The organism is Xenorhabdus budapestensis, from assembly GCF_017743015.1.
Taxonomy (GTDB): Bacteria; Pseudomonadota; Gammaproteobacteria; order Enterobacterales; family Enterobacteriaceae; genus Xenorhabdus; species Xenorhabdus budapestensis.
This window is the reverse complement of the sequence record NZ_CP072455.1, coordinates 874,638-895,000: the sequence shown is the minus strand read 5'-3', so window position 1 is coordinate 895,000 and position 20,363 is coordinate 874,638. Positions and strand designations below refer to the sequence as shown.

Below are 20,363 nucleotides of genomic sequence, written 5' to 3'. Positions count from 1 at the left end.
CGGCGCGGTGTGTTTCAGCTCAGCGTCGGTCAGTGGGGGCGCATTATAGGGCGTTTTCCGGTGCTGACAATAGTTTTTTTGCATTTTTTTTCTGTTCGCGTTTTTTTTCAACAAAACGACGCAACAATCAGCGAATAGATTGCTTTTAAGGCGCTTTTTGACACGCTAACTGTAAAAACATCTTTGAAAAATGATCTACTTTATCCCAATCGGTGTATTCAATCTCTTTGGTTGTATCCGTTTCTCCTCCCGTCATACGCATAATGAATTGAATCATGATGCGATCAAACCAATGATAACGGGGATAAAATAAAGCTCCTGCAAAAACATCACACAAATCTGGCTTCCACGGGCTTTTTGTCAAGAACTTGCGTAAATAGGCATTCGTTTCCGGTGTATTTTTTCCTGGTTTTCTCGCGGTTAAATTGACACTAAAGAATGCTGTCGGCAGTTGATTCAATTGCTTTTGATGGCTCGTGACAAACTTATACAACGCAGAATTAAAGTGACCATAGTGTATTGAAGCTCCTACCATCACTTTATGGTAAGGAGCTAAATTCATGTGCTTAACTGTAGCAAGATCCCTTAAATCACATCCTATACCCGCACGACGAATATTTTCCGCGATACGAGTAATAATTTTCTTAGTCTGTCCATCCTGTGTGGAATAGAGCAGTAAGTAGTTCATAGATACGTCCTTTTAAATAACGAATCATCTCATAACTAGTCGCGCCAGAAAGTTGGTGTGAATAGGACTAATAAAGTGAAAACTTCCAACCGTCCGAACAACATCGTAACTACCAATATCCACTTGGCTGTGGGATTCATCGTAGTGAAGTTATCCGCTACGGTTCCCAACCCTGGCCCCAGGTTATTCAATGTTGCGGCAATAGCTGAAAAGGCAGAGAACTCATCAACACCCGTTGCTATCAGTAGCAACATACTAATGATGAAAACCAATGCGTAAGCGGAGAAAAAACCCCAGACTGCTTCAATAATTTTTTCCGGCAATGCCCGACGTCCCAATTTAATAGTATATACCGCGTTCGGATGCACCAGACGTTTCAGTTCGCGGGAGCCTTGTAGAAATAAGAGTAAAATACGGATGACTTTCAAACCACCACCAGTTGATCCGGCACATCCACCAATAAATGCAGAGCATAATAGTAGAAACGGCAGAAACAGAGGCCATTTGGCAAAACTGTCTGTTGTAAACCCAGCCGTCGTTGCCATTGAAACAACCTGGAAGAAAGCATGATTAAGTGCATTTAATTTGGATTCATAAACAGAATGCTGCCATAAAACCAGTGTACACAGTACGACTAATGCCAACTGGATACTGATAAACATGCGAAATTCAGGGTCACGCCAGTAGACTGTCAGACTTCGCCCGGAAAGCACAGCAAAATGCAGGCCGAAGTTACAACCGGAAATCAGCAAAAAAATCGCAATAATAGTATTAATTGTCGGATTATTGAAAAATCCCACACTGGCATCGTGTGTTGAAAAACCACCGATTGCAATGGTAGAAAAGCTATGAGAAATCGCATCAAAAACCGACATTCCTGCTGCCCATAGTGCAATAGTACAGGCAATGGTCAATAAAACATAAATCAGCCAAAGGGTCTTAGCTGTTTCCGCAATACGAGGACGCATTTTATTATCTTTTAACGGTCCCGGCATTTCAGCCCGATAAAGCTGCATTCCACCGACTCCCAATAAAGGCAGGATCGCAACAGCCAATACAATAATTCCCATTCCCCCCAACCATTGCAGCATTTGCCGATAAAAGAGAATTGCCTTAGGAAGAGAATCAAGACCAACAAGCGTCGTCGCCCCTGTTGTTGTCAGGCCAGAAAAGGATTCAAAAAAAGCATCTGTAACCGAAAGGTTAGGTTTTTCAGAGAAAATAAAAGGTAATGCTCCAACACTGCCCAATACTGTCCAGAACAAAACAACAATTAGGAAACCCTCTTTAGGTTTCAATTCATGTTTTTGTTCCCGATTAGGTATCCATAGTATTAAACCAATAAAGAGCGCAAAGATGAATGTCTGACTGAAAGCTCTGCCTGCACCATCTCGGTAAATCAATGCCACCAACCCCGGAATAATCATTGTGACAGAGAAAATAATAACAAGTAGCCCGACAATACGAGTTATGGTGCGAAAATGCATTCAGCAGGTTCCTTTGAAATCCGGTATTACAAGATAGTTATTTTTTTGACGTTAAAAACAGAGTGCCGCGACTTAAATCACGTAGTCTATTACCTATTTCCTCTGCAAGAGTAGCAGGTAATGATATTTGTAATGTAACATTTTCAGTGTACACACTAGCGAGCACTTGCCCTGAAAATTGCTGTAACAATTGTTCCACCATGGAAATTTGTGCATATTCACACTGTATCTGATACAGTTTTTGCGGCACTTTATACTTTTTTTCCAATAGTTTAAGTGCCTGCTGAACGCCATTGCCATAGGCTTTCACCAACCCACCTGTACCAAGCTTGATACCACCAAAATAACGAACTGATACTGCGGTGATCTCTCCTAAGCCACTTCCTATTAATTGTGCAATCATCGGCTTACCCGCAGTTCCGGTAGGCTCTCCGTCATCTGAAAACCCTAATTGCTGAGAGTCATCAGGCGCACCTGCGACAAAAGCCCAGCAGTGATGCCGGGCATCAGGATATTGTTCCTTGATACCTTGGATAATTGCTTTTGCCTCATCTACCCCGCTGGTATGTTCCAACAGGGTAATAAAACGACTTTTCTTTATTTCTTCAGTAAAACTAACTGAAGCCGCAGGGATTAAATAAGGCTTCATTACGACAACTGCAAATCTCTGGTCATATTTTCAATTCTTCCATCGTGAATAACGATATTATCCTCAATGCGAATACCGCCATAAAGCTTAAGCATATCGATTTTTTTCCAATCGAAATGTTTGCTGTATTCACTTTCACGCCAAGGCGTCAATAAAGTTTCAATGAAATAAAGACCCGGCTCAATGGTCAAAACCATTCCCGGCTCTAAAATACGTGTACAACGCAGGTAAGAATACATTTCCGGCGCAGCCAAATGAGTTCCGCTATCATCCTGCATAAACCCTGCAGAATCATGCACCTGTAAGCCAAGTTGATGACCAAGTCCATGTGGGAAAAATGGCGTAGTTAGGCCTTTTTCAACCATGACTTCTTCACTAATTCCAGTAATGATATCGTGTTTTTTCAGCAGTTTGGCTATACGATGATGCATATTAATATGGTAATCGGTGTATCGACCACCAGCTTTAATCGTGGCTATAATCGCCTGCTGCTCATCATTCAATCCTTTAATCAGAGCGGAGAATTCGCTGTTGGATTTTGCTGCATAAGTTCGGGTGATATCCGCTGCGTAGCCATTATATTCCGCCCCGGCATCAATCAAAAAACTACGCATTTCAGAAGGTACGGTCTGTTGTAACTTTGTGTAATGCAAAACTGCCGCATTTTCATTCAAGGCAATAATATTATTATAAGGTACATCAGTATCACGGTGGCCTGTTGCTATTAAGTAGAACATATTGATTTCGAATTCACTGACACCCGATAGAAATGCATCATGTGCAGCCATATGACCATTAACAGCCGTTTTCTGCGCTTCACGCATACAAGCCAGTTCATAATCGGTTTTATATGAACGATGGTAGCTTAAATAATCTAAAACCACTTTAGGGTTGATATTTTGATTGAGGAGCCCCAGAGATTTTGCACGTTCAACTTGCTCACCGATATATGCCGTGTGTTGTTTTGGTAACCCATTCAGTGCAGTTTTGATATCATCAGCCTTAGCCAAATGAATCATGTCTACTTCTTCAGTCCAATAACCATGAGGCAACGGCTCCACACTGTGCCAATAATCCACCGGGGAGTAAAACCATAGCTTGGGTTTATTAGTACCATCGATCCATAACCAGCAATTCGGTACATTGGTTACAGGAACCCATGCTTTAAAATGCGCATTTGCCTTGAAAGGATAATGGCTATCATCAAGAAACACTCGTAATAACTCACCAGAGTGAATAAGCAGGGCGTCTAACTGGCTACGTGCCAATATTTCTCTGGCACGTTTTTGCAATATTTTAATATGTTCTTGGTACAGAGATGCCAACTTTTCCATTTTATTAGCCTTTAAGTTATCTGGCCGGAATTTAAATTTTATCACAATTCCTTTTTTTTAGTGTCATAGCAGAAAATCCATTTCATAGGAATTAACTGATAATATTTATATTTTTCAATGCAATAATAAAAAATATCACTACCCATCATAAATCTTACCTGTGATCCGCCCTACAAAAAATTAATCATTGATTTGCATTCACTTAACACACTAATCACAATCAACCACATCTGGTCATACCAGATGGTATGCACTCATTGAGGAGAATGACATGCTCTACCTAAGTGAAACTATTCAAGTAAACTGGCTGAAAGATGGCATTGCAGAACTGATCTTCAATGCGCCAGCTGCAATTAATAAATTAGACACAAAAACTGTTACATCACTAGATAAAGCCGTTGCTACCCTTGAGCAACAATCTAAATTAAAAGGATTGTTAATACGTTCTGAAAAACAAGCCTTTATTGTTGGTGCAGATATTACAGAATTTTTATCCTTATTCAGCGCACCAGCAGAAAAACTTCATGAACTGCTGAATCTCGCTAACAATATTTTCAACCGAATTGAAGATCTTCCTGTTCCAACAATCTCCGCAATCAATGGGTATGCGCTTGGCGGCGGTTGTGAGCTAGTACTTGCCACTGATTTTCGTATTGCGTCACCAGATCTTCGAATTGGTTTGCCAGAAACTAAACTAGGTATTATGCCGGGCTTCGGTGGCTCCGTCCGTATGCCACGCCTAATTGGTACTGACAACGCCCTTGAGATTATTACCGCAGGCAAAGATATCAGTGCAGAAGAAGCACTGAAAAACGGTTTAGTGGATGCGGTTGTCCCTGCTGAAAAACTTATTGATGCTGCTGTTTCTATTTTGGAACAAGCCATCAAAGGTGACTTGGACTGGAAAGCTGCCCGCCAGCCTAAGCTGTCACCACTGAGCCTCAACGAAGTTGAGCGCACTATGAGCTTCACCGTGGCAAAAGGTATGGTAATGAAAGTTGCAGGCCCTCATTATCCTGCTCCAATTACTGCCGTGAAAACCATTGAGAAAGCTGCCACATTGGGTCGTGATGAAGCATTGAAACTGGAAAGCGAGAGTTTTGTTGCATTAGCACACACTTCTGTTGCTCGCGCTTTAGTCGGCATTTTCCTGAATGACCAATATGTAAAAAGTCTGGCAAAAAAACATCTGAAAGAAGTCTCCACTCCTCAGCACGCAGCCGTTCTGGGTGCAGGCATTATGGGAGGCGGCATCGCTTACCAATCAGCACGTAAGGGTGTTCCAGTGCTGATGAAAGATATTAATCAGAAAGCGCTGGATTTAGGTATTAATGAAGCGGCTAAACTGTTGAATAAGCAATTTGAACGCGGACGTCTGGATGCGATGAAGATGGCTAAAATGCTGTCATCCATTCAACCAACTCTGAATTATGCTGGCATTGAGCAGTCACAAGTTGTTGTTGAAGCCGTCGTTGAAAATCCGAAAATTAAAGCCGCAGTTCTAGCAGAAACAGAATCCCATATTAATGATGACTGCATTCTGGCATCTAACACCTCCACAATTCCAATCACTGAACTAGCAAAATCCCTAAAACGGCCAGAAAATTTCTGTGGTATGCACTTCTTCAACCCAGTTCACCGTATGCCATTGGTTGAGATCATTCGTGGGGAAAAAACATCAGATAAAACGATTTCTACTGTTGTCGCTTACGCCAGCAAAATGGGTAAAACGCCAATCGTTGTCAATGACTGCCCTGGATTTTTCGTAAACCGTGTCCTGTTCCCTTATCTGGCCGGCTTCGGCATGTTATTGCGCGATGGCGGTGATTTCCGTCAAATCGACAAAATCATGGAAAAAGAATTTGGCTGGCCAATGGGTCCTGCTTACCTCATTGATGTTGTTGGTATCGATACTGCTCACCATGCCCAGAGTGTTATGGCGCAAGGTTTCCCTGACCGTATGAGCCGCGATTACCGGGATGCCATTGATGTATTGTTTGAAAACCAACGTTATGGTCAGAAAAATGGTGTTGGTTTCTATAAATACACCCAAGACAAAAAAGGCAAACCGAAAAAAGAGCAAGACGAAACCACAGATCAATTACTAGCAGACGTTAGTCAACCTAAACAGACTTTCTCTGGCGAAGAGATCATTGCCCGGACCATGATCCCAATGATTAACGAGGTGGTTCGCTGCCTGGAAGAAGGTGTTATTGCCAGCCCTGCGGAAGCAGATATGGCACTGGTTTACGGTTTAGGCTTCCCTCCATTCCACGGTGGTATTTTCCGCTATTTGGATACGATGGGAACCGCTGCTTATGTGAAACTGGCTGAAAATTATGCTCATTTAGGCGCACTTTACCAAGTTCCAGCCGGTCTGAAAGCAAAAGCTGAGAGCAATGAAAGTTACTACCCTGCCGCAGCAAAACTTGCTGTTAATCCCGGTGAAACAGCGTGAGGTCTGAAAACATGGAAAACGTAGTCATTATTGATGGTATCCGTACCCCTATGGGGCGCTCAAAAGGTGGAGTATTCCGTCAGATCCGTGCCGAAGATCTCTCTGCACATTTGATGAAATCGATACTCAAGCGCAATCCGTCAGTACCACCTGAACATATCGACGATATTTCTTGGGGCTGTGTACAACAAACACTGGAACAAGGCTTCAATATTGCCCGTAACGCCGCCTTACTGGCCGGGCTCCCTCACTCAGTTCCTGCTTTTACAGTAAACCGTCTGTGCGGCTCTTCAATGCAATCGTTACACGATGGTGCCCGCATGATCATGACGGGGGATGCCAACATTGCATTGATTGGTGGTGTTGAACATATGGGACATGTACCGATGACTCATGGTGTCGATTTCCATCCTAAATTAAGCCGTAATGTAGCAAAAGCAGCTGGTGTGATGGGTTTGACCGCTGAAATGCTGGCGAAAATGCACGGTATCAGCCGCGAAATGCAGGATGAATTCGCCATGCGTTCACACCAGCGCGCTGCACAAGCAACAGAGTCAAAAGCCTTTGCTGGTGAAATCGCACCAATCCAAGGCCATGACGCTGATGGTAATCTGAAACTCATCGATTTTGATGAAGTGATCCGCCCCGATACTAACCTGAAAGATTTGGCTGCCCTGCGTCCCGTCTTTGATCCTGTCACAGGCAGTGTGACCGCCGGCAACTCTTCCGCACTTTCAGATGGTGCATCTGCGATGTTGATCATGAGTGAAAGTAAAGCTCGTGAATTAGGGCTAAAACCCCGTGCCCGTATCCGTTCAATGGCAGTTGTCGGTTGTGATCCTTCTATCATGGGTTATGGTCCTGTACCTGCGACACAAATGGCATTGAAAAAAGCAAACTTAAACCTTTCAGATATTGGCATGATTGAGTTAAACGAAGCATTTGCAGCTCAATCTCTGGCCTGTATGAAGGGTCTGAAATTGCTGGATAGCATGGACGACAGAATCAACCTGAATGGTGGTGCTATTGCTCTCGGTCACCCATTGGGTTGCTCTGGTGCTCGTATCACTACAACCTTGCTGAACTTAATGGAGCGTAAAGATGTCCAATTCGGGTTGGCAACGATGTGTATAGGGCTGGGCCAAGGCATTGCCACGATTGTTGAAAAAGTCTAATTGTTGAGTTATTGGAGTTATCTGACAATTATGTAAGTATTTTCCCCTTGTCTGTCTTATCTATTGCATCACTCTAATAAGTTGTTGCCGTAGTTTCCCGCCTGTCAGGGGCGGGTTTTTTTATTTTTTATATTTGATAGAGTTCAGGTTGTATCAAGGTAGTAATTAGATGATTCCCCAGAAGCATAGCTAACCATGTAACTGGGGTTAATGCTCGTGCCAATAAGACACCTGAAAAGTGAAGTGTATGACGATTGGCTCAAATAAACTCGAATGCATCACCATACATGTGATCAATGCAAGCATCACGTTCACTACAAAACCGTTCACGGGCAATTTTGGCCATTTCAAAACGGCCTGCTATATAGATATCATACGGGGCCAAACTGCCAAAATCCTCCATAACAGCACTTAGTACAGTCCCCATTCTTCCATGCCAATTCTCATCAATTTGTTCAACTACAGGAACAACAGTTAAATTAGGATAACATTCACTTAGTGCCTGCAATTCTCCTAAATCGTAGAGATGCTGCAATTCGCGGCCACCCCAGTAAATTGCAATCTCGCGATTAGGATCTTTTTCTAATGCGGCCAGTAAGATAGAACGGGTATAAGAAAACCCTGTTCCTCCTGCAACCAATAGCATCGGTTTTTTACTATCTTCACGAAACCATGCTTTCCCGTGTGGAATATCAATATCAATAACTTTCTGATCCAGGATCCTGTCCATCACCGCCATTGCGTATAGATTTAATTCAGAAGCACCTATATGCAATTCAATCGTCTGTTTTTCTGATGGTGGCGATGCCATGGAGAAAGGACGTTTATCCCGCTCATCCATAACTACCATAAGGTATTGCCCTGCACGAAAAGAAAAAGGCGAATCAGGTAATAAATGAACCCGATAAACTGTATCTGTAATGGAGTCAACCGATGTTATTTTACAGCTTAGTGTTGTCATGCGTTCCCTCTTATCGCTTCAAAATATCTAATTGATCCCAAATCTCATCGACACGGGCCCGGATTTCATCACTCATGACTATCGGACGCCCCCACTCCCTTTGTGTCTCTTCCGGCCATTTATTTGTTGCATCCAATCCCATTTTTGAGCCAAGCCCAGAAACCGGCGATGCAAAATCGAGATAGTCGATTGGTGTATTTTCCATTAATACAGTATCCCGTTGCGGATCCATTCGCGTCGTTATTGCCCAGATGACATCATTCCAATCTCGCGCATTAATATCATCATCACAGACAATAACAAATTTTGTGTACATAAATTGTCGCAGATATGACCAGACCCCCATCATGACTCGCTTGGCATGCCCTGCATATTGTTTTTTCATCGTAACGACAGCAAGCCGATAAGAACACCCTTCCGGTGGTAGATAAAAATCAACAATTTCAGGAAATTGCTTTTGTAGAATTGGTACTAGCACTTCATTCAATGCCACCCCCAATACAGCGGGTTCATCTGGTGGACGCCCTGTATAAGTGGAATGATAGATGGCATCACGGCGCTGAGTAATATGTGTGACGGTCAATACCGGGAACATATCTACTTCATTATAATAACCCGTGTGGTCTCCATATGGCCCTTCTGGTGCCATTTCACCTGGTTCAATATACCCTTCAAGGATAATTTCAGCACTCGCAGGCACTTCTAAGTCATTAGATAAACATTTCACCACTTCTGTTTTATGCCCACGTAACAGCCCGGCAAAAGCATATTCAGACAACGTATCAGGGATAGGAGTGACAGCTCCCAAGATTGTGGCAGGATCAGCTCCCAGTGCAACAGCAACAGGGAATCGCTCATCTGGATGTGCCTGACACCATTCCTGAAAATCAAGCGCACCACCACGGTGTGATAACCACCGCATGATAAGTTTATTTTTCCCCAAAACCTGCTGGCGATAGATACCCAGATTCTGACGCTCTTTATTTGGCCCTTTGGTTACAGTCAGCCCCCATGTTATCAGAGGAGCCGCATCTTCAGGCCAACAGTGCATCACAGGAATACGGGTCAAATCAACTTCATCCCCCTCCCAGACCTGTTCCTGACAAGGCGCAGAACTAAGGCGCTTAGTTGGCATATTCAAAACTTGTTTGAATTTTGGCAGCTTATCTACTAGGTCACGAAAACCTTTCGGTGGCTCAGGCTCTTTAAGGAAAGCCAATAAGTTGCCAACATCGTGCAATGCCTTAACATCATCCTGCCCCATTCCCATCGCAACCCGTTTAGGAGTACCAAACAGATTACATAAAACCGGCATTGAATATCCTTTTGGATTTTCAAACAACAAAGCAGGGCCACCGGCACGAAGAGTACGATCCGCGATTTCTGTCATTTCCAGATAAGGATCAACTTCCATACGAATTCGTTTTAATTCACCAGATTGCTCCAGTTGGGAAAGAAAGTCTCGTAGATCTCGGTATTTCATATTATTCAATTGTGCCGATTTGCAAGGAGGGAGGAAACATTATAAGCCCTCCCATAAAGGTTACAAGGTAAACTCATAACCTACTAAAAATCAATGAGTTTATTGTAGTCTTGTGGATTAGGTTGCTGAGATACAATGAAACATTACCCAGGCCCCATACCTGTTTATCAAATTGTTCAGAAAACTCTTCATTATGCTGAAAGATTTTAAACCTTCTATTTCTGTCACTAAAACTATCACTAAAAATAGTGCTATTCTTTTAGCATGTATTTCTTCAATATACCTATTGATATAATTCAATTGATTTGAATAGTAAATCCTTATTAATTTCATCTGCAAAAATAAAATAAATTCATAAGCATACATAAAAGTGGTCAATATACAGTTAGATGCTATAAAACATGAACTTTTACTGGCAAGAAACACCTACTGGCTATAAAACCATGTTTTTTTCCTAAACGCGTTTTCACTTTATAGGTGATCCTTGTATATCAGTTTTGTTATTCTTCACTTTATAGATGATCCTGGTATATCGGTTTTGTTATGCTAAGTACATTGTGTAATGGAGTCGGAATATTATGGGAAATTGGTATCTTATTTACTGTAAACGCGGGCAAATCTCCCGGGCAATAGAAAACCTGGAGCGACAGGATGTTATTTGCCTGACACCCACAGCCAAAATTGAAAAAATTGTTCGGGGTAAAAGGACAACCGTAACCGAACCCCTCTTTCCGAACTACCTCTTTGTGAATTTTGATCCAGAGGTTATTCATACCACTACCGTCAATTCAACACGCGGAGTCAATCATTTTATCCGCTTCAGTACGTACCCAGCTATTGTTCCACAACAATTAATCGATGAATTGATGAACGCAACCGAACAGGAATTTACCGCGCCAGAAACCCCTATTTCTGGCGACACTGTATTGATTACTGAAGGAATTTTCGAAGGAATCCAAGCAATTTATGATGAGCCGGACGGAGAAACTCGTTCAATTCTTCTGTTGAATATTCTCAATAAAGAAGTATCCAAAGTATTGAATAATAAACAGTTCATTAAAGTCTGATTCAACTGAATTCTTCTCAGACCGTCATGAAAACCCTTATTTTTGAGTAAGGGATATTTGTGACGGTTTTTCTCGTTAAGCATTAAGACACAGCTAAAGTACACTGCCAAATATATACCCGCCGTCTTTCAAGTTGCAGCTTTATTGGCTGCGTTCACTCACCCCAGTTACCGTTTTTATAAACATACGGTTATCTATGCTCCCGGGGATAATGAGAGGCTCCTGCCTCTCACCGGAGGCCAGCCTTTGACTGGGCAAATTCGTTCCCGACGAATTTGTCGTTCCCTTTCCGCCTCGCTGCATCTTGAAATCCATGGGGTATAGTTGTAATTGGAGACTCTCAGTCTGTGATATTTGGCTATTCACTCCAGGAGAGTCATGACAACGATATCTTTACTTACCCGGCAATAAGCAAGATAAAAAATCACGACAAAAGTCACATTTTCACACCTCATGAAACCTGTTACATGAATAATAAGCTCTTCTCACATTCCATCTAAAATGAATTAGTTGGTCATGTATTAACTAATTAGATTGAATATCAAAAATAGTACTCACGCTCAATAAAAGTCCCTATCACCTTATCGTGCACTTCTTCGGATTTTGAATAACTGATAGTTTTTCTATTCAGTCTTTTTACTCGAGTATGCTGAGTTAAATTCGTTCTCTCTATACGCTGAGTAAACGTCTTTCCAGTCAGGTGATCTTCCTCGGGAAGGTTATCATAAACAACATAATCATCTGTGCAGTAAAACCGAATATTAAAGGGCGATAAGAGAGCAAGTAGCTTGTCTAACGTTTTTCTACTGCGATCGCCAAAAACATGGGCCACTATTCGTTTTAGGCGGGACTCCCAAACATACCAAAACCAGCGTTGATTTTTCTTGTTCCCCACAAATGACCATTGCTCGTCTATTTCACCGATAAGCTGAATGTTATTTCCATCAAGGGGCAGCGTCGTTACGTTTCGGGGCGTGAGGTTTTTAACGTTTTCATGACGGTGGCTGTTGCGACTTTCAGGATTCGAGCGGTGTCACGAATTCCCCCGTTATTCATCGCTATGTCGACAATCTGCTCTTTAACGCCGGGTTTGCAGGCTTGATAAGTGTATTCCAACTGAAAAACCTTACAGCAGGTATAGCAACGATAACGAGGATGTCCGCCATTCCCTTTTCCATGTCCTTTGACCTGTTCTGATTTGTGACAATAACGGCAATAGATGTCAACTTTGGTCATGCTTTACCCTTAAAAGGCGGGAAGCATATCACAACAACTAACTATTTAATACATGCCAGCCCAAATAGCTGTTTCAATGGGATGTAGTTTTGATGATAAAGGAAAAGGATTTATCCGAATTAATTTAGGCTGCCCCCGCCAATACCTTGAAAAAGTAATCGCAGGTTTATCTGAGTTAGCTCCCATAAAATAAAAAGACAAAGTGTTATTAGCTCTGTTTTAATTCTATTAACATACCTGAAACTTTTCTTGTGAAAAATTTCAGGTTATTAGTTTCAGTGATTTTTGTATAAAACTAAAGTGGTAGAGTACCAGAAAGGTTTTTACAACCTGAAAGCCGTATTTTCATTTGAATTTCAGATATTGGTAATACTCACAACAGAAGGTAGTCAGACTAAGTTATCGCTCTATATTACAGCAAGAATTTCTAAACATACGCAACAGTACTAGTATCAATATTGAATGTCCGTGTAATGTCACGGATATTAATCTTATTTATGATAAAATAAGCTCATTTCTCTTTTACCCCCAAAATATCTTTATTTTCATTAAGAATATATTTCTTCTATTATTCAAGATCTTTTCTGCCAATCAGATATTTTACTTCTCGCCAGCTAGCAAAATAGCGTCATTAAATAAACTGTTTTTCAACCAACAAGTGATCTGCATTCCATTTTTGCAATCTGATGCAAATTTGCATTGATCATTCTTTGATCACAACCTATTTATTGTTCAACAATTTAAAAACAATAAGATAACAATCCATGCAATTTAAACCGACAATAGAACAGCACTTCATTTATCTAAAGGGGAAGTAGAAGATGCAGTACACAATCAATTTCTGGCCCTTAATTGGGATCGCAGTCATCATGGTCGGCTTTATTCTGAAGTTCAATCCTGTTTTGATTGTAACAATTGCAGGGCTGGTTACTGGGTTAGCCGCCGGTATGCCAATCCTCGATATTCTGGAAAAACTCGGCTCCGGGTTTCTTAATACACTGAATCTACCGCTGATTATTTTACTGCCCTTAGTCATCATCGGCCTGCTGGAAAGGCATGGGTTAAAAGAACAAGCCCAACGCACAATTTCCCATATCAAAAGCGCCACAGCAGGACGTCTATTGATCATCTATTTATTTGTACGTGAAACCTCTGCTGCTCTGGGATTAACCAGTCTGGGTGGGCATCCACAAATGGTTCGTCCACTGTTGGCACCTATGGCAGAAGGGGCTGCCAAGAATCAATATGGTGATTTGCCTGACCATGTCCGTTACCGGATCCGTGCTATGGCCGCTGCAACGGATAATACCGGATTATTTTTCGGTGAAGATATCTTTGTCGCGTTCGGTGCCATTATATTTATGCACAATTTTATGCTGAACTCCGCTGGCATCCAGACTGAACCTCTGCATATCGCCATGTGGGGCATTCCGACCGCTATTTGCGCTTTTCTAATCCATTCAGTTAGGCTATATCGCCTTGATAGCAGGCTTGCCAAAGAAATTGCTTCCCTGAATCACGCACCTTTAAATCCTATAAAGCAGGCCAGTAAGGAGGTAAGATAATGTTTCAATTACAGTATCTCTACTACTTAGCTGGTGCTATTTTACTTATTGTTACTGTGATGTCCTGGCGCGATAAAACTAATCCCCGTCGCTTGACTACCGGCCTGTTTTGGGGACTTTATGGCTTTATTTTTCTATTGGGAGACTGGAGCTACCGTCTGATAGAGATCCGGATCAGCGACGAAACTCATGCAACAAGAATTATCCATATCGGAGTGGGAATTCTGGTGGTTGTAATGGCTCTGCTCGCAGGGTTTGGCGGAGTACGTTTAGGTAACTACCACCAACCTACACCGAAACAGCGGCAGGAAAGTGCAGCTCGTCTCGGCAATCGCTTATTTTTACCCGCTCTGCTTATTCCCGTTGTCACTATGATTGGCGTTTTGCTGTTTAATCATGTCTCAGGATTAGAACGAGCCATTTTTGGCGAAAGTAATCATACGACGCTGGCTACACTGTTTTCTATTAGCCTTGGCTGTCTGATCGCATTGGTCATCGCCATATATATCACCCACGAAAAAATCATGCAGCCTATGCAAGAAACTCGCCGATTGTTGGATTCTATCGGCTGTGTGTTTATTTTACCGCAAGTTCTGGCAACTCTCGGATTACTGTTTACTGCCGCAGGAGTGGGCACAATTATTTCCCATCTGACGGAGAGTTATCTGGCTGTCGATAACCGATTTATCGCTGTAATGGCTTATGTATTTTGCATGGCATTACTAACCATGATCATGGGAAATGCTTTTGCTGCTTTTCCTATTGTGACGGCGGGGATTGGTATTCCTATTCTGATCTTGCAACATGGTGGCAATCCGGCAGTGATGGCAGCAATCGGGATGTTTTCCGGCTATTGTGGTACGTTGATGACACCAATGGCAGCAAATTTTAATCTCGTCCCGGCTGCGCTATTGGAGCTACCTGATCGAAATGCCGTTATTAAGGCGCAAATTCCTACTGGATGTATCTTACTGATTAACAACGTTTTTTTGCTCTATTTTTTGATGTTCATATAAACAATTAGTTATAAATATATTGGTTATAAATACATTAATTATAAAAACATACTTATAAAATAACGACAGGAAACAGCTATGAAAACAATTTTAATCACTGGTTTTGAGCCTTTTGGGAGCGAAACCATCAATCCTTCATGGGAAGCGATAAAACCACTGCAAGGCAACCAAATTGCCGATGTAAACATTGAAATTGAGCAACTCTCCTGTATTTTTGATACTTCACTGGAACAACTTTATGCCGCCATTGATAAGCATCAGCCGGAAATGGTGATTTCCGTCGGGCTGGCAGGAGGCCGGCCAAATATCAGCGTAGAGCGGGTCGCAATCAATATCAACGATGCCAGAATTGCTGATAATGCAGGTAAACAGCCAATTGATACTCCCGTTATTACCGGAGGCCCTGCGGCTTATTTCTCCAGCCTCCCTATCAAAGCAATAGTCAATGAACTAAAGACAGCAGGTATTCCCGCTTCTGTCTCTCAAACAGCCGGTACTTTTGTCTGTAACCATGTAATGTATGGCTTATTACATTATCTGTCACATAAATACCCTGCTGTTCGTGGAGGATTTATTCATGTACCTTATTTACCGCAGCAAGCAGCAGAGCATATTGAGATGCCAAGTATGTCTCTGGAAACAATGATTATCGCATTGAAAACAGCTATTGAGATAGTCTGGAAAAATAAATCGGATATTGTTGTGACAGGTGGTACAACCCATTAAGTTTGCCACTACGTTGTATAGCCTATGGTTTTTGAAGTCAACGAGCTATTATTGTCTTTCATTATTGTTATTTTATAAGGCGGTTTATATTTTTGATTATTTATTTTTTGATATTCTGGTTCGTATAAAAATTAAGGGTACAAAAGTAAAATTAGCCACTGCATACAGTGGCTAATCAGTCAGTTATCACTACGCTAAAAATGGAAGGATTCAGAAAGGTAATAGTTGATATAAATTCAGCAACCAGATAACAATCACGGCAAAAATCGCGGCGATAATATCATCCAGCATAATACCAACCCCGCCTTTCACGTAACGGTCAAACCAGCGAATCGGCCACGGTTTCCACATATCGAAAATACGAAATACCACAAAAGCCACTAAAACCCATTGCCAGTTGAGGACAGGGATCGCCATTAATGTGATCCACATTCCGATGAATTCATCCCAGACCACACACCCTGGATCTTCAACCTGCATAGCATCGGCTGCTTTCTGGCAGATAACACAGCCAATAATTGTGCCCAACAAAATAGCCAGCCAGACCCCCCATTGGGGTAACTGTACCAACAATAACCAAAATGGGATAGCAACGACTGAACCCATGGTGCCCGGAATAATCGGCGATAAACCACTGCCGAATCCGGTAGCCAGCAAGTGCCACGGATTGCTCATCCTCAAACGACATTTTGCATCATCCATGAGTTCCCTCCGTTTGGTCATTCGCTTCATGCTCTGATGTCTGACAATCTTCTACCGGCTTTTTTTCGGTTTTAAAATGGTCGAATCCTTTCAGATCCAGCTCAATCTCTTCATTATTGTTAAAGTAGCGGATACCTTCTGATTCTGGTCTGATCTGCCCGATACAGCAGAAACTGGCTCCTGTATGAGCCAAAGCCATATTTAATGCACCACGGTTCAGTTCAGGCACAGTAAAGCATAACTCGTAATCTTCACCACCACTTAATGCCAAACTTAGTGCCTGTTCTGGCGGAACATATTTCTGCATCGCCTCAGAATAAGGTAATGCATTCAGGTTAATACGCGCACCACACTGGCTGGCAGTCAGAATATGATTCAGATCGGAAATTAAGCCATCAGATAAATCGATAGCAGAAGAGGCCAAACCACGCAATGCCTGCCCCTGCAAGACCCGAGGCTGTGGGCGGAGATGGCGCTTGAGAAGCCAGTTTTGGATTGCTGTCTCTTCGATTGTCAGGCGATCCTGCAATAAGGCAAGCCCTGCTGCACTATCACCCAAAGTTCCGGTCACATAAATCCAATCACCGTTTTTGGCACCGGTACGATGTAGTGCTCTGCCAGCCGGAACCAGACCATGTACAGTCAGAGTCAGGCTCATCGGACCTTTGGTCGTATCTCCACCAATTAACTGCATTCCGTAATAGTTCAGTTGTTCAAACAGACTATCACTAAACCGCTTTAACCAATCCTCATTGATAGTCGGCAAAGTCAGAGCCAACGATGCCCAGGCAGGATCTGCTCCTACCGCAGCCAGATCACTGATATTGACAGCCAGAGCCTTATACGCCAGATCTTCCGGTGTAATATCAGGAAGAAAATGAATACCAGAAACCAACGTATCCGTTGTCACTGCCAGCTCTTGCTTTTCTGCAACGGTCATCAGCGCACAATCATCACCAATCCCTAGATTCACATCACGTCGGCGGATAACATGGCGATTGAAATAACGTGCAATGAGGTCAAATTCACCACATGCCATAATAGAATTCCAAAAAGTGACTGACGATGTGTACATAAGGCCGGGAAACCGGCCTCATGTTTAAAATCATCGAGTTATAATAGGGGCTATTGGCAAGCAATCACTTTTTTTTACGTGCTACCGGACCAGCTTTGTCCAATACCCCATTCACGAATTTATGACTATCTTCGGCACCGAACGTTTTTGCCAATTCGATACCTTCATTAATAGCCACTTTGTAGGGGACATCATCACGAAAGCTTAGTTCAAACATCGCAACGCGCAAGATGGCTTTTTCCACCTGACCTAACTCTTCAAGCTGGCGGGAAAGATAAGGAGCCATCAAAGCATCCAATTTTGCAGCATTAACCGCGACCCCGGACAGCAATTCACGGAAATAGGTGACATCGACACCAGTTACGTCCTGCTCTGACAGAAACTGAAATTCAACATCAGCGATGCTGTTTTTGGATAATTGCCATGAATAAATTGCCTGAACAGCACACTCACGAGCACGACGACGAGCAGCAGGTTTCACAAAATTCCCCTTAATTAAAACTAAAAAACTTAAGCCTTGATGGCTTTAATTACATTAATCATTTCTAATGCGGTCAATGCAGCTTCAGCCCCTTTATTGCCCGCTTTAGTACCCGCACGTTCAATTGCCTGTTCAATATTTTCGGTTGTCAGAACACCAAATGTGACAGGAATGTCGCTGGACATTGCCACACTGGACAAGCCAGAGCTGCATTCACCGGCAACATATTCGAAGTGGGCCGTACCGCCACGGATAACAGTACCCAAAGCGATAACCGCATCATACTTTTTGGATTCAGCCAGTGTCTTAACTGTCAACGGCAACTCATAAGCTCCCGGAACCCATACTACGGTGATATTGTCTGAAGAAACCTGACCGATGCGTTCCAGCGCATCCACGGCCCCTTCCAGCAGGCTGTTATTAATGAAGTTGTTAAAGCGGGCAATTGCAATAGTAATACGGGCTTCAGGAGCTGCAACAACACCTTTGATTACGTTCATAGCCTTCCTTATATCTTATTCATATCCGCAGGGGCGCGGATCTTATCACATTCTTTTTCTCTGCGTCTTGATTTATGTTCAAAGTTAAACCAGAGCACTTAGCGCGGTCGTAAACGAAGACGCACATCAGGCCCAACTTGTTTTACATCCATCAGTGTAAATTCTGGCGCATCCGATAATTTTTGCAGTTCAGGGATAACAAATAGCCCACGAGCGTTGTTTCCCAATACTTTTGGAGCAATATAGAGGATCAGCTCATCCACCAAGCCCAAAGACAGCAACGCACCTGCCAGCGTTGGTCCACATTCAGACCAGACCGAATTTATCTGACGTTTGCCAAGCTGCATCATCAGCAGAACCAAATCAACACCAGCACCGTGTGTCGGCAATACTATCCTTTCAACAACCTGCTCAATATTTTCAGTCCAGTGCTGTTCATCTTTATCAGAACCTGCCGAGTCAGTGTGCACTAACCAATATTGCCCTGGTTGCTGAACAACTTGATGTTGTGGCGTCACACGATTTTGGCTGTCCACAATAATACGGATCGGTTGACGCAAGAGTTCTTGAGGATAAACAGACTGGGTCTCTGCATCCAGTTCATTCCAACGAACCGTCAGTGAAGGGTCATCTGCTAATACCGTCGCGCTGGAACTCAGGATAGCACTGCACTGTGCCCGCAATTTCTGTACATCCTGCCGTGCTTCTGCTGATGTGATCCACTTACTCTCACCCGATGCCAATGCAGTACGCCCATCCAATGAAGCTCCCAGCTTTAATTGCAGATAAGGAAACCCAGTGCGCATACGCTTGAGAAATCCTTTATTCAGTATTTCGGCCTGTTCCATCATTAAACCATGCTCAACCGCAATACCTGCCTGCTGCAATTTATATAAACCACGTCCTGCAACTTGTGGATTAGGATCCTGCATTGCCACCACAACACGACTTATACCTGCGGCAATCAAAGCATCAGCACAAGGAGGCGTTTTACCGTGGTGGCTGCATGGCTCAAGGGTAACATAGGCCGTTGCACCTTCTGCTTTGTTACCAGCCATGCGAAGAGCATGAACTTCTGCATGAGGTTCGCCCGCACGTAAATGAAAACCTTCTCCTATTATTTGATCATCTTTGACGATGACACAACCCACGTTCGGGTTCGGAGATGTTGTAAAACGCCCCTGATACGCCAGTTCCAGCGCCCGGGACATATATGTTTCATCAAGAGTCATAGTGATAGCCTTTAATCTTGTAGTCTGGCGATCTCTTCACCAAATTCCCGAACGTCTTCAAAACTACGGTAAACAGACGCGAAACGAATATAAGCCACTTTATCGAGTTTTTTCAGCGCATCCATCACGAAATTGCCGATCATTTTAGACGGGATTTCACGCTCTCCCGTAGCCCGAACCTGTGACTTAATGTGACTAATCGCCATTTCCACATCATCAGAGCTGACAGGGCGCTTTTCCAGTGCCTTCTGCATGCCACGACGCAATTTTTCTTCGTCGAAAGGCTCCCGCATATCATCACTTTTTATGACTCTCGGCATCACCAATTCTGCGATTTCAAACGTGGTGAATCGTTCATGACATTCAAGACACTGACGGCGGCGGCGCACTTGTGAGCCATCCCCTACCAGACGGGAATCAATAACTTTAGTATCAACGGCTGCGCAAAATGGGCAATGCATATTGTTTCCTGACAGTTAACCGAACAGACAAACAGTTTACCTTGAAGTGATAATGAAAAACACCCTG

At 42.9% G+C, this 20,363-nt stretch carries 19 protein-coding genes and 1 pseudogene; 7 read left to right on the top strand and 13 right to left on the bottom strand.

Annotation, left to right across the window (positions count from 1 at the left end; genetic code table 11):
- Nucleotides 1-145: 145 nt before the first annotated feature.
- From hemG to pepQ, 4 genes are read right to left on the bottom strand one after another with little or no spacing between them, the layout of a single operon-like run.
- A complete protein-coding gene (gene hemG, locus HGO23_RS03885; RefSeq protein WP_209028020.1) occupies nt 146-688 on the bottom strand; it encodes a menaquinone-dependent protoporphyrinogen IX dehydrogenase in 543 nt (180 codons plus the stop codon).
- A 35-nt stretch (nt 689-723) separates the two neighbouring features.
- The gene (trkH, locus tag HGO23_RS03880) at nt 724-2,175 is read right to left on the bottom strand and encodes a Trk system potassium transporter TrkH (RefSeq protein WP_099135504.1); all 1,452 of its coding nucleotides are present in this window, start codon (nt 2,173-2,175) and stop codon (nt 724-726) included.
- Between the two features lie 37 nt (nt 2,176-2,212).
- Nucleotides 2,213-2,824: an IMPACT family protein gene (locus tag HGO23_RS03875; RefSeq protein WP_209028019.1), complete on the bottom strand. Its 612-nt coding sequence runs from the start codon at nt 2,822-2,824 to the stop codon at nt 2,213-2,215.
- On the bottom strand, nt 2,824-4,158 hold the full coding sequence (gene pepQ, locus HGO23_RS03870; RefSeq protein WP_209028018.1) for a Xaa-Pro dipeptidase: 1,335 nt from the start codon (nt 4,156-4,158) through the stop codon (nt 2,824-2,826). Before pepQ ends, HGO23_RS03875 begins: the two co-directional genes overlap by 1 nt.
- 271 nt (nt 4,159-4,429) lie before the next feature.
- Between pepQ and fadB the strand changes: the two genes are divergently transcribed.
- Nucleotides 4,430-6,616, top strand: coding sequence for a fatty acid oxidation complex subunit alpha FadB (fadB, locus tag HGO23_RS03865; RefSeq protein ID WP_099135506.1), 2,187 nt, complete (start codon nt 4,430-4,432; stop codon nt 6,614-6,616).
- Between the two features lie 11 nt (nt 6,617-6,627).
- Complete coding sequence (fadA, locus tag HGO23_RS03860) at nt 6,628-7,791, top strand: acetyl-CoA C-acyltransferase FadA (RefSeq protein ID WP_099135507.1); 1,164 nt, start codon at nt 6,628-6,630, stop codon at nt 7,789-7,791.
- Nucleotides 7,792-8,050: 259 nt separating this feature from the next.
- Here the strand turns inward: fadA and fre are convergent, their stop codons facing one another.
- Together fre and ubiD are read right to left on the bottom strand one after the other, a co-directional pair.
- Complete coding sequence (gene fre / locus HGO23_RS03855; RefSeq protein ID WP_209028017.1) at nt 8,051-8,752, bottom strand: NAD(P)H-flavin reductase; 702 nt, start codon at nt 8,750-8,752, stop codon at nt 8,051-8,053.
- Between the two features lie 10 nt (nt 8,753-8,762).
- Nucleotides 8,763-10,235 carry a 4-hydroxy-3-polyprenylbenzoate decarboxylase gene (gene ubiD, locus HGO23_RS03850; RefSeq protein ID WP_209028016.1) on the bottom strand — a complete coding sequence of 491 codons (1,473 nt, stop codon included), beginning with the start codon at nt 10,233-10,235 and terminating at the stop codon, nt 8,763-8,765.
- 578 nt (nt 10,236-10,813) lie between these two features.
- Here ubiD and rfaH point away from each other — a divergent pair.
- Nucleotides 10,814-11,302, top strand: coding sequence for a transcription/translation regulatory transformer protein RfaH (gene rfaH, locus HGO23_RS03845; protein ID WP_099135510.1), 489 nt, complete (start codon nt 10,814-10,816; stop codon nt 11,300-11,302).
- 541 nt (nt 11,303-11,843) lie between these two features.
- On the opposite strand, the gene HGO23_RS03840 is transcribed toward rfaH, so the two are convergent.
- Nucleotides 11,844-12,538 (bottom strand): IS1 family transposase gene (locus HGO23_RS03840; RefSeq protein WP_209028015.1). Its coding sequence is split into 2 segments (ribosomal slippage): nt 11,844-12,283 and nt 12,283-12,538, totalling 696 coding nucleotides; the frame shifts between segments, so codons are not numbered across the junction.
- Nucleotides 12,539-12,596: 58 nt separating this feature from the next.
- On the opposite strand from HGO23_RS03840, the pseudogene HGO23_RS19555 reads away from it, so the two are divergent.
- The 4 genes and pseudogenes from HGO23_RS19555 to pcp form a co-directional block, all read left to right on the top strand.
- A pseudogene (locus tag HGO23_RS19555) lies at nt 12,597-12,731 on the top strand (aminotransferase); the annotation flags it as partial.
- A 628-nt stretch (nt 12,732-13,359) separates the two neighbouring features.
- Nucleotides 13,360-14,103 carry a DUF969 domain-containing protein gene (locus HGO23_RS03835; protein ID WP_209028014.1) on the top strand — a complete coding sequence of 248 codons (744 nt, stop codon included), beginning with the start codon at nt 13,360-13,362 and terminating at the stop codon, nt 14,101-14,103.
- Nucleotides 14,100-15,119, top strand: a complete 1,020-nt coding sequence (locus HGO23_RS03830; RefSeq protein WP_209028690.1) for a DUF979 domain-containing protein — start codon at nt 14,100-14,102, stop codon at nt 15,117-15,119. The genes HGO23_RS03835 and HGO23_RS03830 overlap by 4 nt, the downstream gene beginning before the upstream one ends.
- A gap of 78 nt (nt 15,120-15,197) precedes the next feature.
- Complete coding sequence (gene pcp, locus HGO23_RS03825) at nt 15,198-15,845, top strand: pyroglutamyl-peptidase I (RefSeq protein WP_209028013.1); 648 nt, start codon at nt 15,198-15,200, stop codon at nt 15,843-15,845.
- Nucleotides 15,846-16,055: 210 nt separating this feature from the next.
- On the opposite strand, the gene pgpA is transcribed toward pcp, so the two are convergent.
- The 6 genes from pgpA to nrdR all read right to left on the bottom strand — a co-directional run bounded on the left by pgpA (nt 16,056) and on the right by nrdR (nt 20,296).
- Nucleotides 16,056-16,547: a phosphatidylglycerophosphatase A gene (pgpA, locus tag HGO23_RS03820; RefSeq protein ID WP_209028012.1), complete on the bottom strand. Its 492-nt coding sequence runs from the start codon at nt 16,545-16,547 to the stop codon at nt 16,056-16,058.
- The gene (gene thiL, locus HGO23_RS03815) at nt 16,540-17,586 is read right to left on the bottom strand and encodes a thiamine-phosphate kinase (protein WP_099135517.1); all 1,047 of its coding nucleotides are present in this window, start codon (nt 17,584-17,586) and stop codon (nt 16,540-16,542) included. The genes pgpA and thiL overlap by 8 nt, the downstream gene beginning before the upstream one ends.
- Before the next feature lie 100 nt (nt 17,587-17,686).
- Nucleotides 17,687-18,103, bottom strand: coding sequence for a transcription antitermination factor NusB (gene nusB, locus HGO23_RS03810; RefSeq protein ID WP_099135518.1), 417 nt, complete (start codon nt 18,101-18,103; stop codon nt 17,687-17,689).
- Between the two features lie 29 nt (nt 18,104-18,132).
- Nucleotides 18,133-18,603, bottom strand: a complete 471-nt coding sequence (ribH, locus tag HGO23_RS03805) for a 6,7-dimethyl-8-ribityllumazine synthase (RefSeq protein ID WP_209028011.1) — start codon at nt 18,601-18,603, stop codon at nt 18,133-18,135.
- A gap of 98 nt (nt 18,604-18,701) precedes the next feature.
- Nucleotides 18,702-19,835: a bifunctional diaminohydroxyphosphoribosylaminopyrimidine deaminase/5-amino-6-(5-phosphoribosylamino)uracil reductase RibD gene (gene ribD / locus HGO23_RS03800; protein ID WP_209028010.1), complete on the bottom strand. Its 1,134-nt coding sequence runs from the start codon at nt 19,833-19,835 to the stop codon at nt 18,702-18,704.
- 11 nt (nt 19,836-19,846) lie between these two features.
- On the bottom strand, nt 19,847-20,296 hold the full coding sequence (nrdR, locus tag HGO23_RS03795) for a transcriptional regulator NrdR (protein WP_099135521.1): 450 nt from the start codon (nt 20,294-20,296) through the stop codon (nt 19,847-19,849).
- Nucleotides 20,297-20,363 lie beyond the last annotated feature (67 nt).

Coding starts and splice junctions, on each gene's coding strand:
- hemG (WP_209028020.1), bottom strand. CDS start 688: ATGAACTACTTACTGCTCTATTCCACACAGGATGGACAGACTAAGAAA.
- trkH (WP_099135504.1), bottom strand. CDS start 2,175: ATGCATTTTCGCACCATAACTCGTATTGTCGGGCTACTTGTTATTATT.
- HGO23_RS03875 (WP_209028019.1), bottom strand. CDS start 2,824: ATGAAGCCTTATTTAATCCCTGCGGCTTCAGTTAGTTTTACTGAAGAA.
- pepQ (WP_209028018.1), bottom strand. CDS start 4,158: ATGGAAAAGTTGGCATCTCTGTACCAAGAACATATTAAAATATTGCAA.
- fadB (WP_099135506.1), top strand. CDS start 4,430: ATGCTCTACCTAAGTGAAACTATTCAAGTAAACTGGCTGAAAGATGGC.
- fadA (WP_099135507.1), top strand. CDS start 6,628: ATGGAAAACGTAGTCATTATTGATGGTATCCGTACCCCTATGGGGCGC.
- fre (WP_209028017.1), bottom strand. CDS start 8,752: ATGACAACACTAAGCTGTAAAATAACATCGGTTGACTCCATTACAGAT.
- ubiD (WP_209028016.1), bottom strand. CDS start 10,235: ATGAAATACCGAGATCTACGAGACTTTCTTTCCCAACTGGAGCAATCT.
- rfaH (WP_099135510.1), top strand. CDS start 10,814: ATGGGAAATTGGTATCTTATTTACTGTAAACGCGGGCAAATCTCCCGG.
- HGO23_RS03835 (WP_209028014.1), top strand. CDS start 13,360: ATGCAGTACACAATCAATTTCTGGCCCTTAATTGGGATCGCAGTCATC.
- pcp (WP_209028013.1), top strand. CDS start 15,198: ATGAAAACAATTTTAATCACTGGTTTTGAGCCTTTTGGGAGCGAAACC.
- pgpA (WP_209028012.1), bottom strand. CDS start 16,547: ATGGATGATGCAAAATGTCGTTTGAGGATGAGCAATCCGTGGCACTTG.
- thiL (WP_099135517.1), bottom strand. CDS start 17,586: ATGGCATGTGGTGAATTTGACCTCATTGCACGTTATTTCAATCGCCAT.
- ribH (WP_209028011.1), bottom strand. CDS start 18,603: ATGAACGTAATCAAAGGTGTTGTTGCAGCTCCTGAAGCCCGTATTACT.
- ribD (WP_209028010.1), bottom strand. CDS start 19,835: ATGACTCTTGATGAAACATATATGTCCCGGGCGCTGGAACTGGCGTAT.
- nrdR (WP_099135521.1), bottom strand. CDS start 20,296: ATGCATTGCCCATTTTGCGCAGCCGTTGATACTAAAGTTATTGATTCC.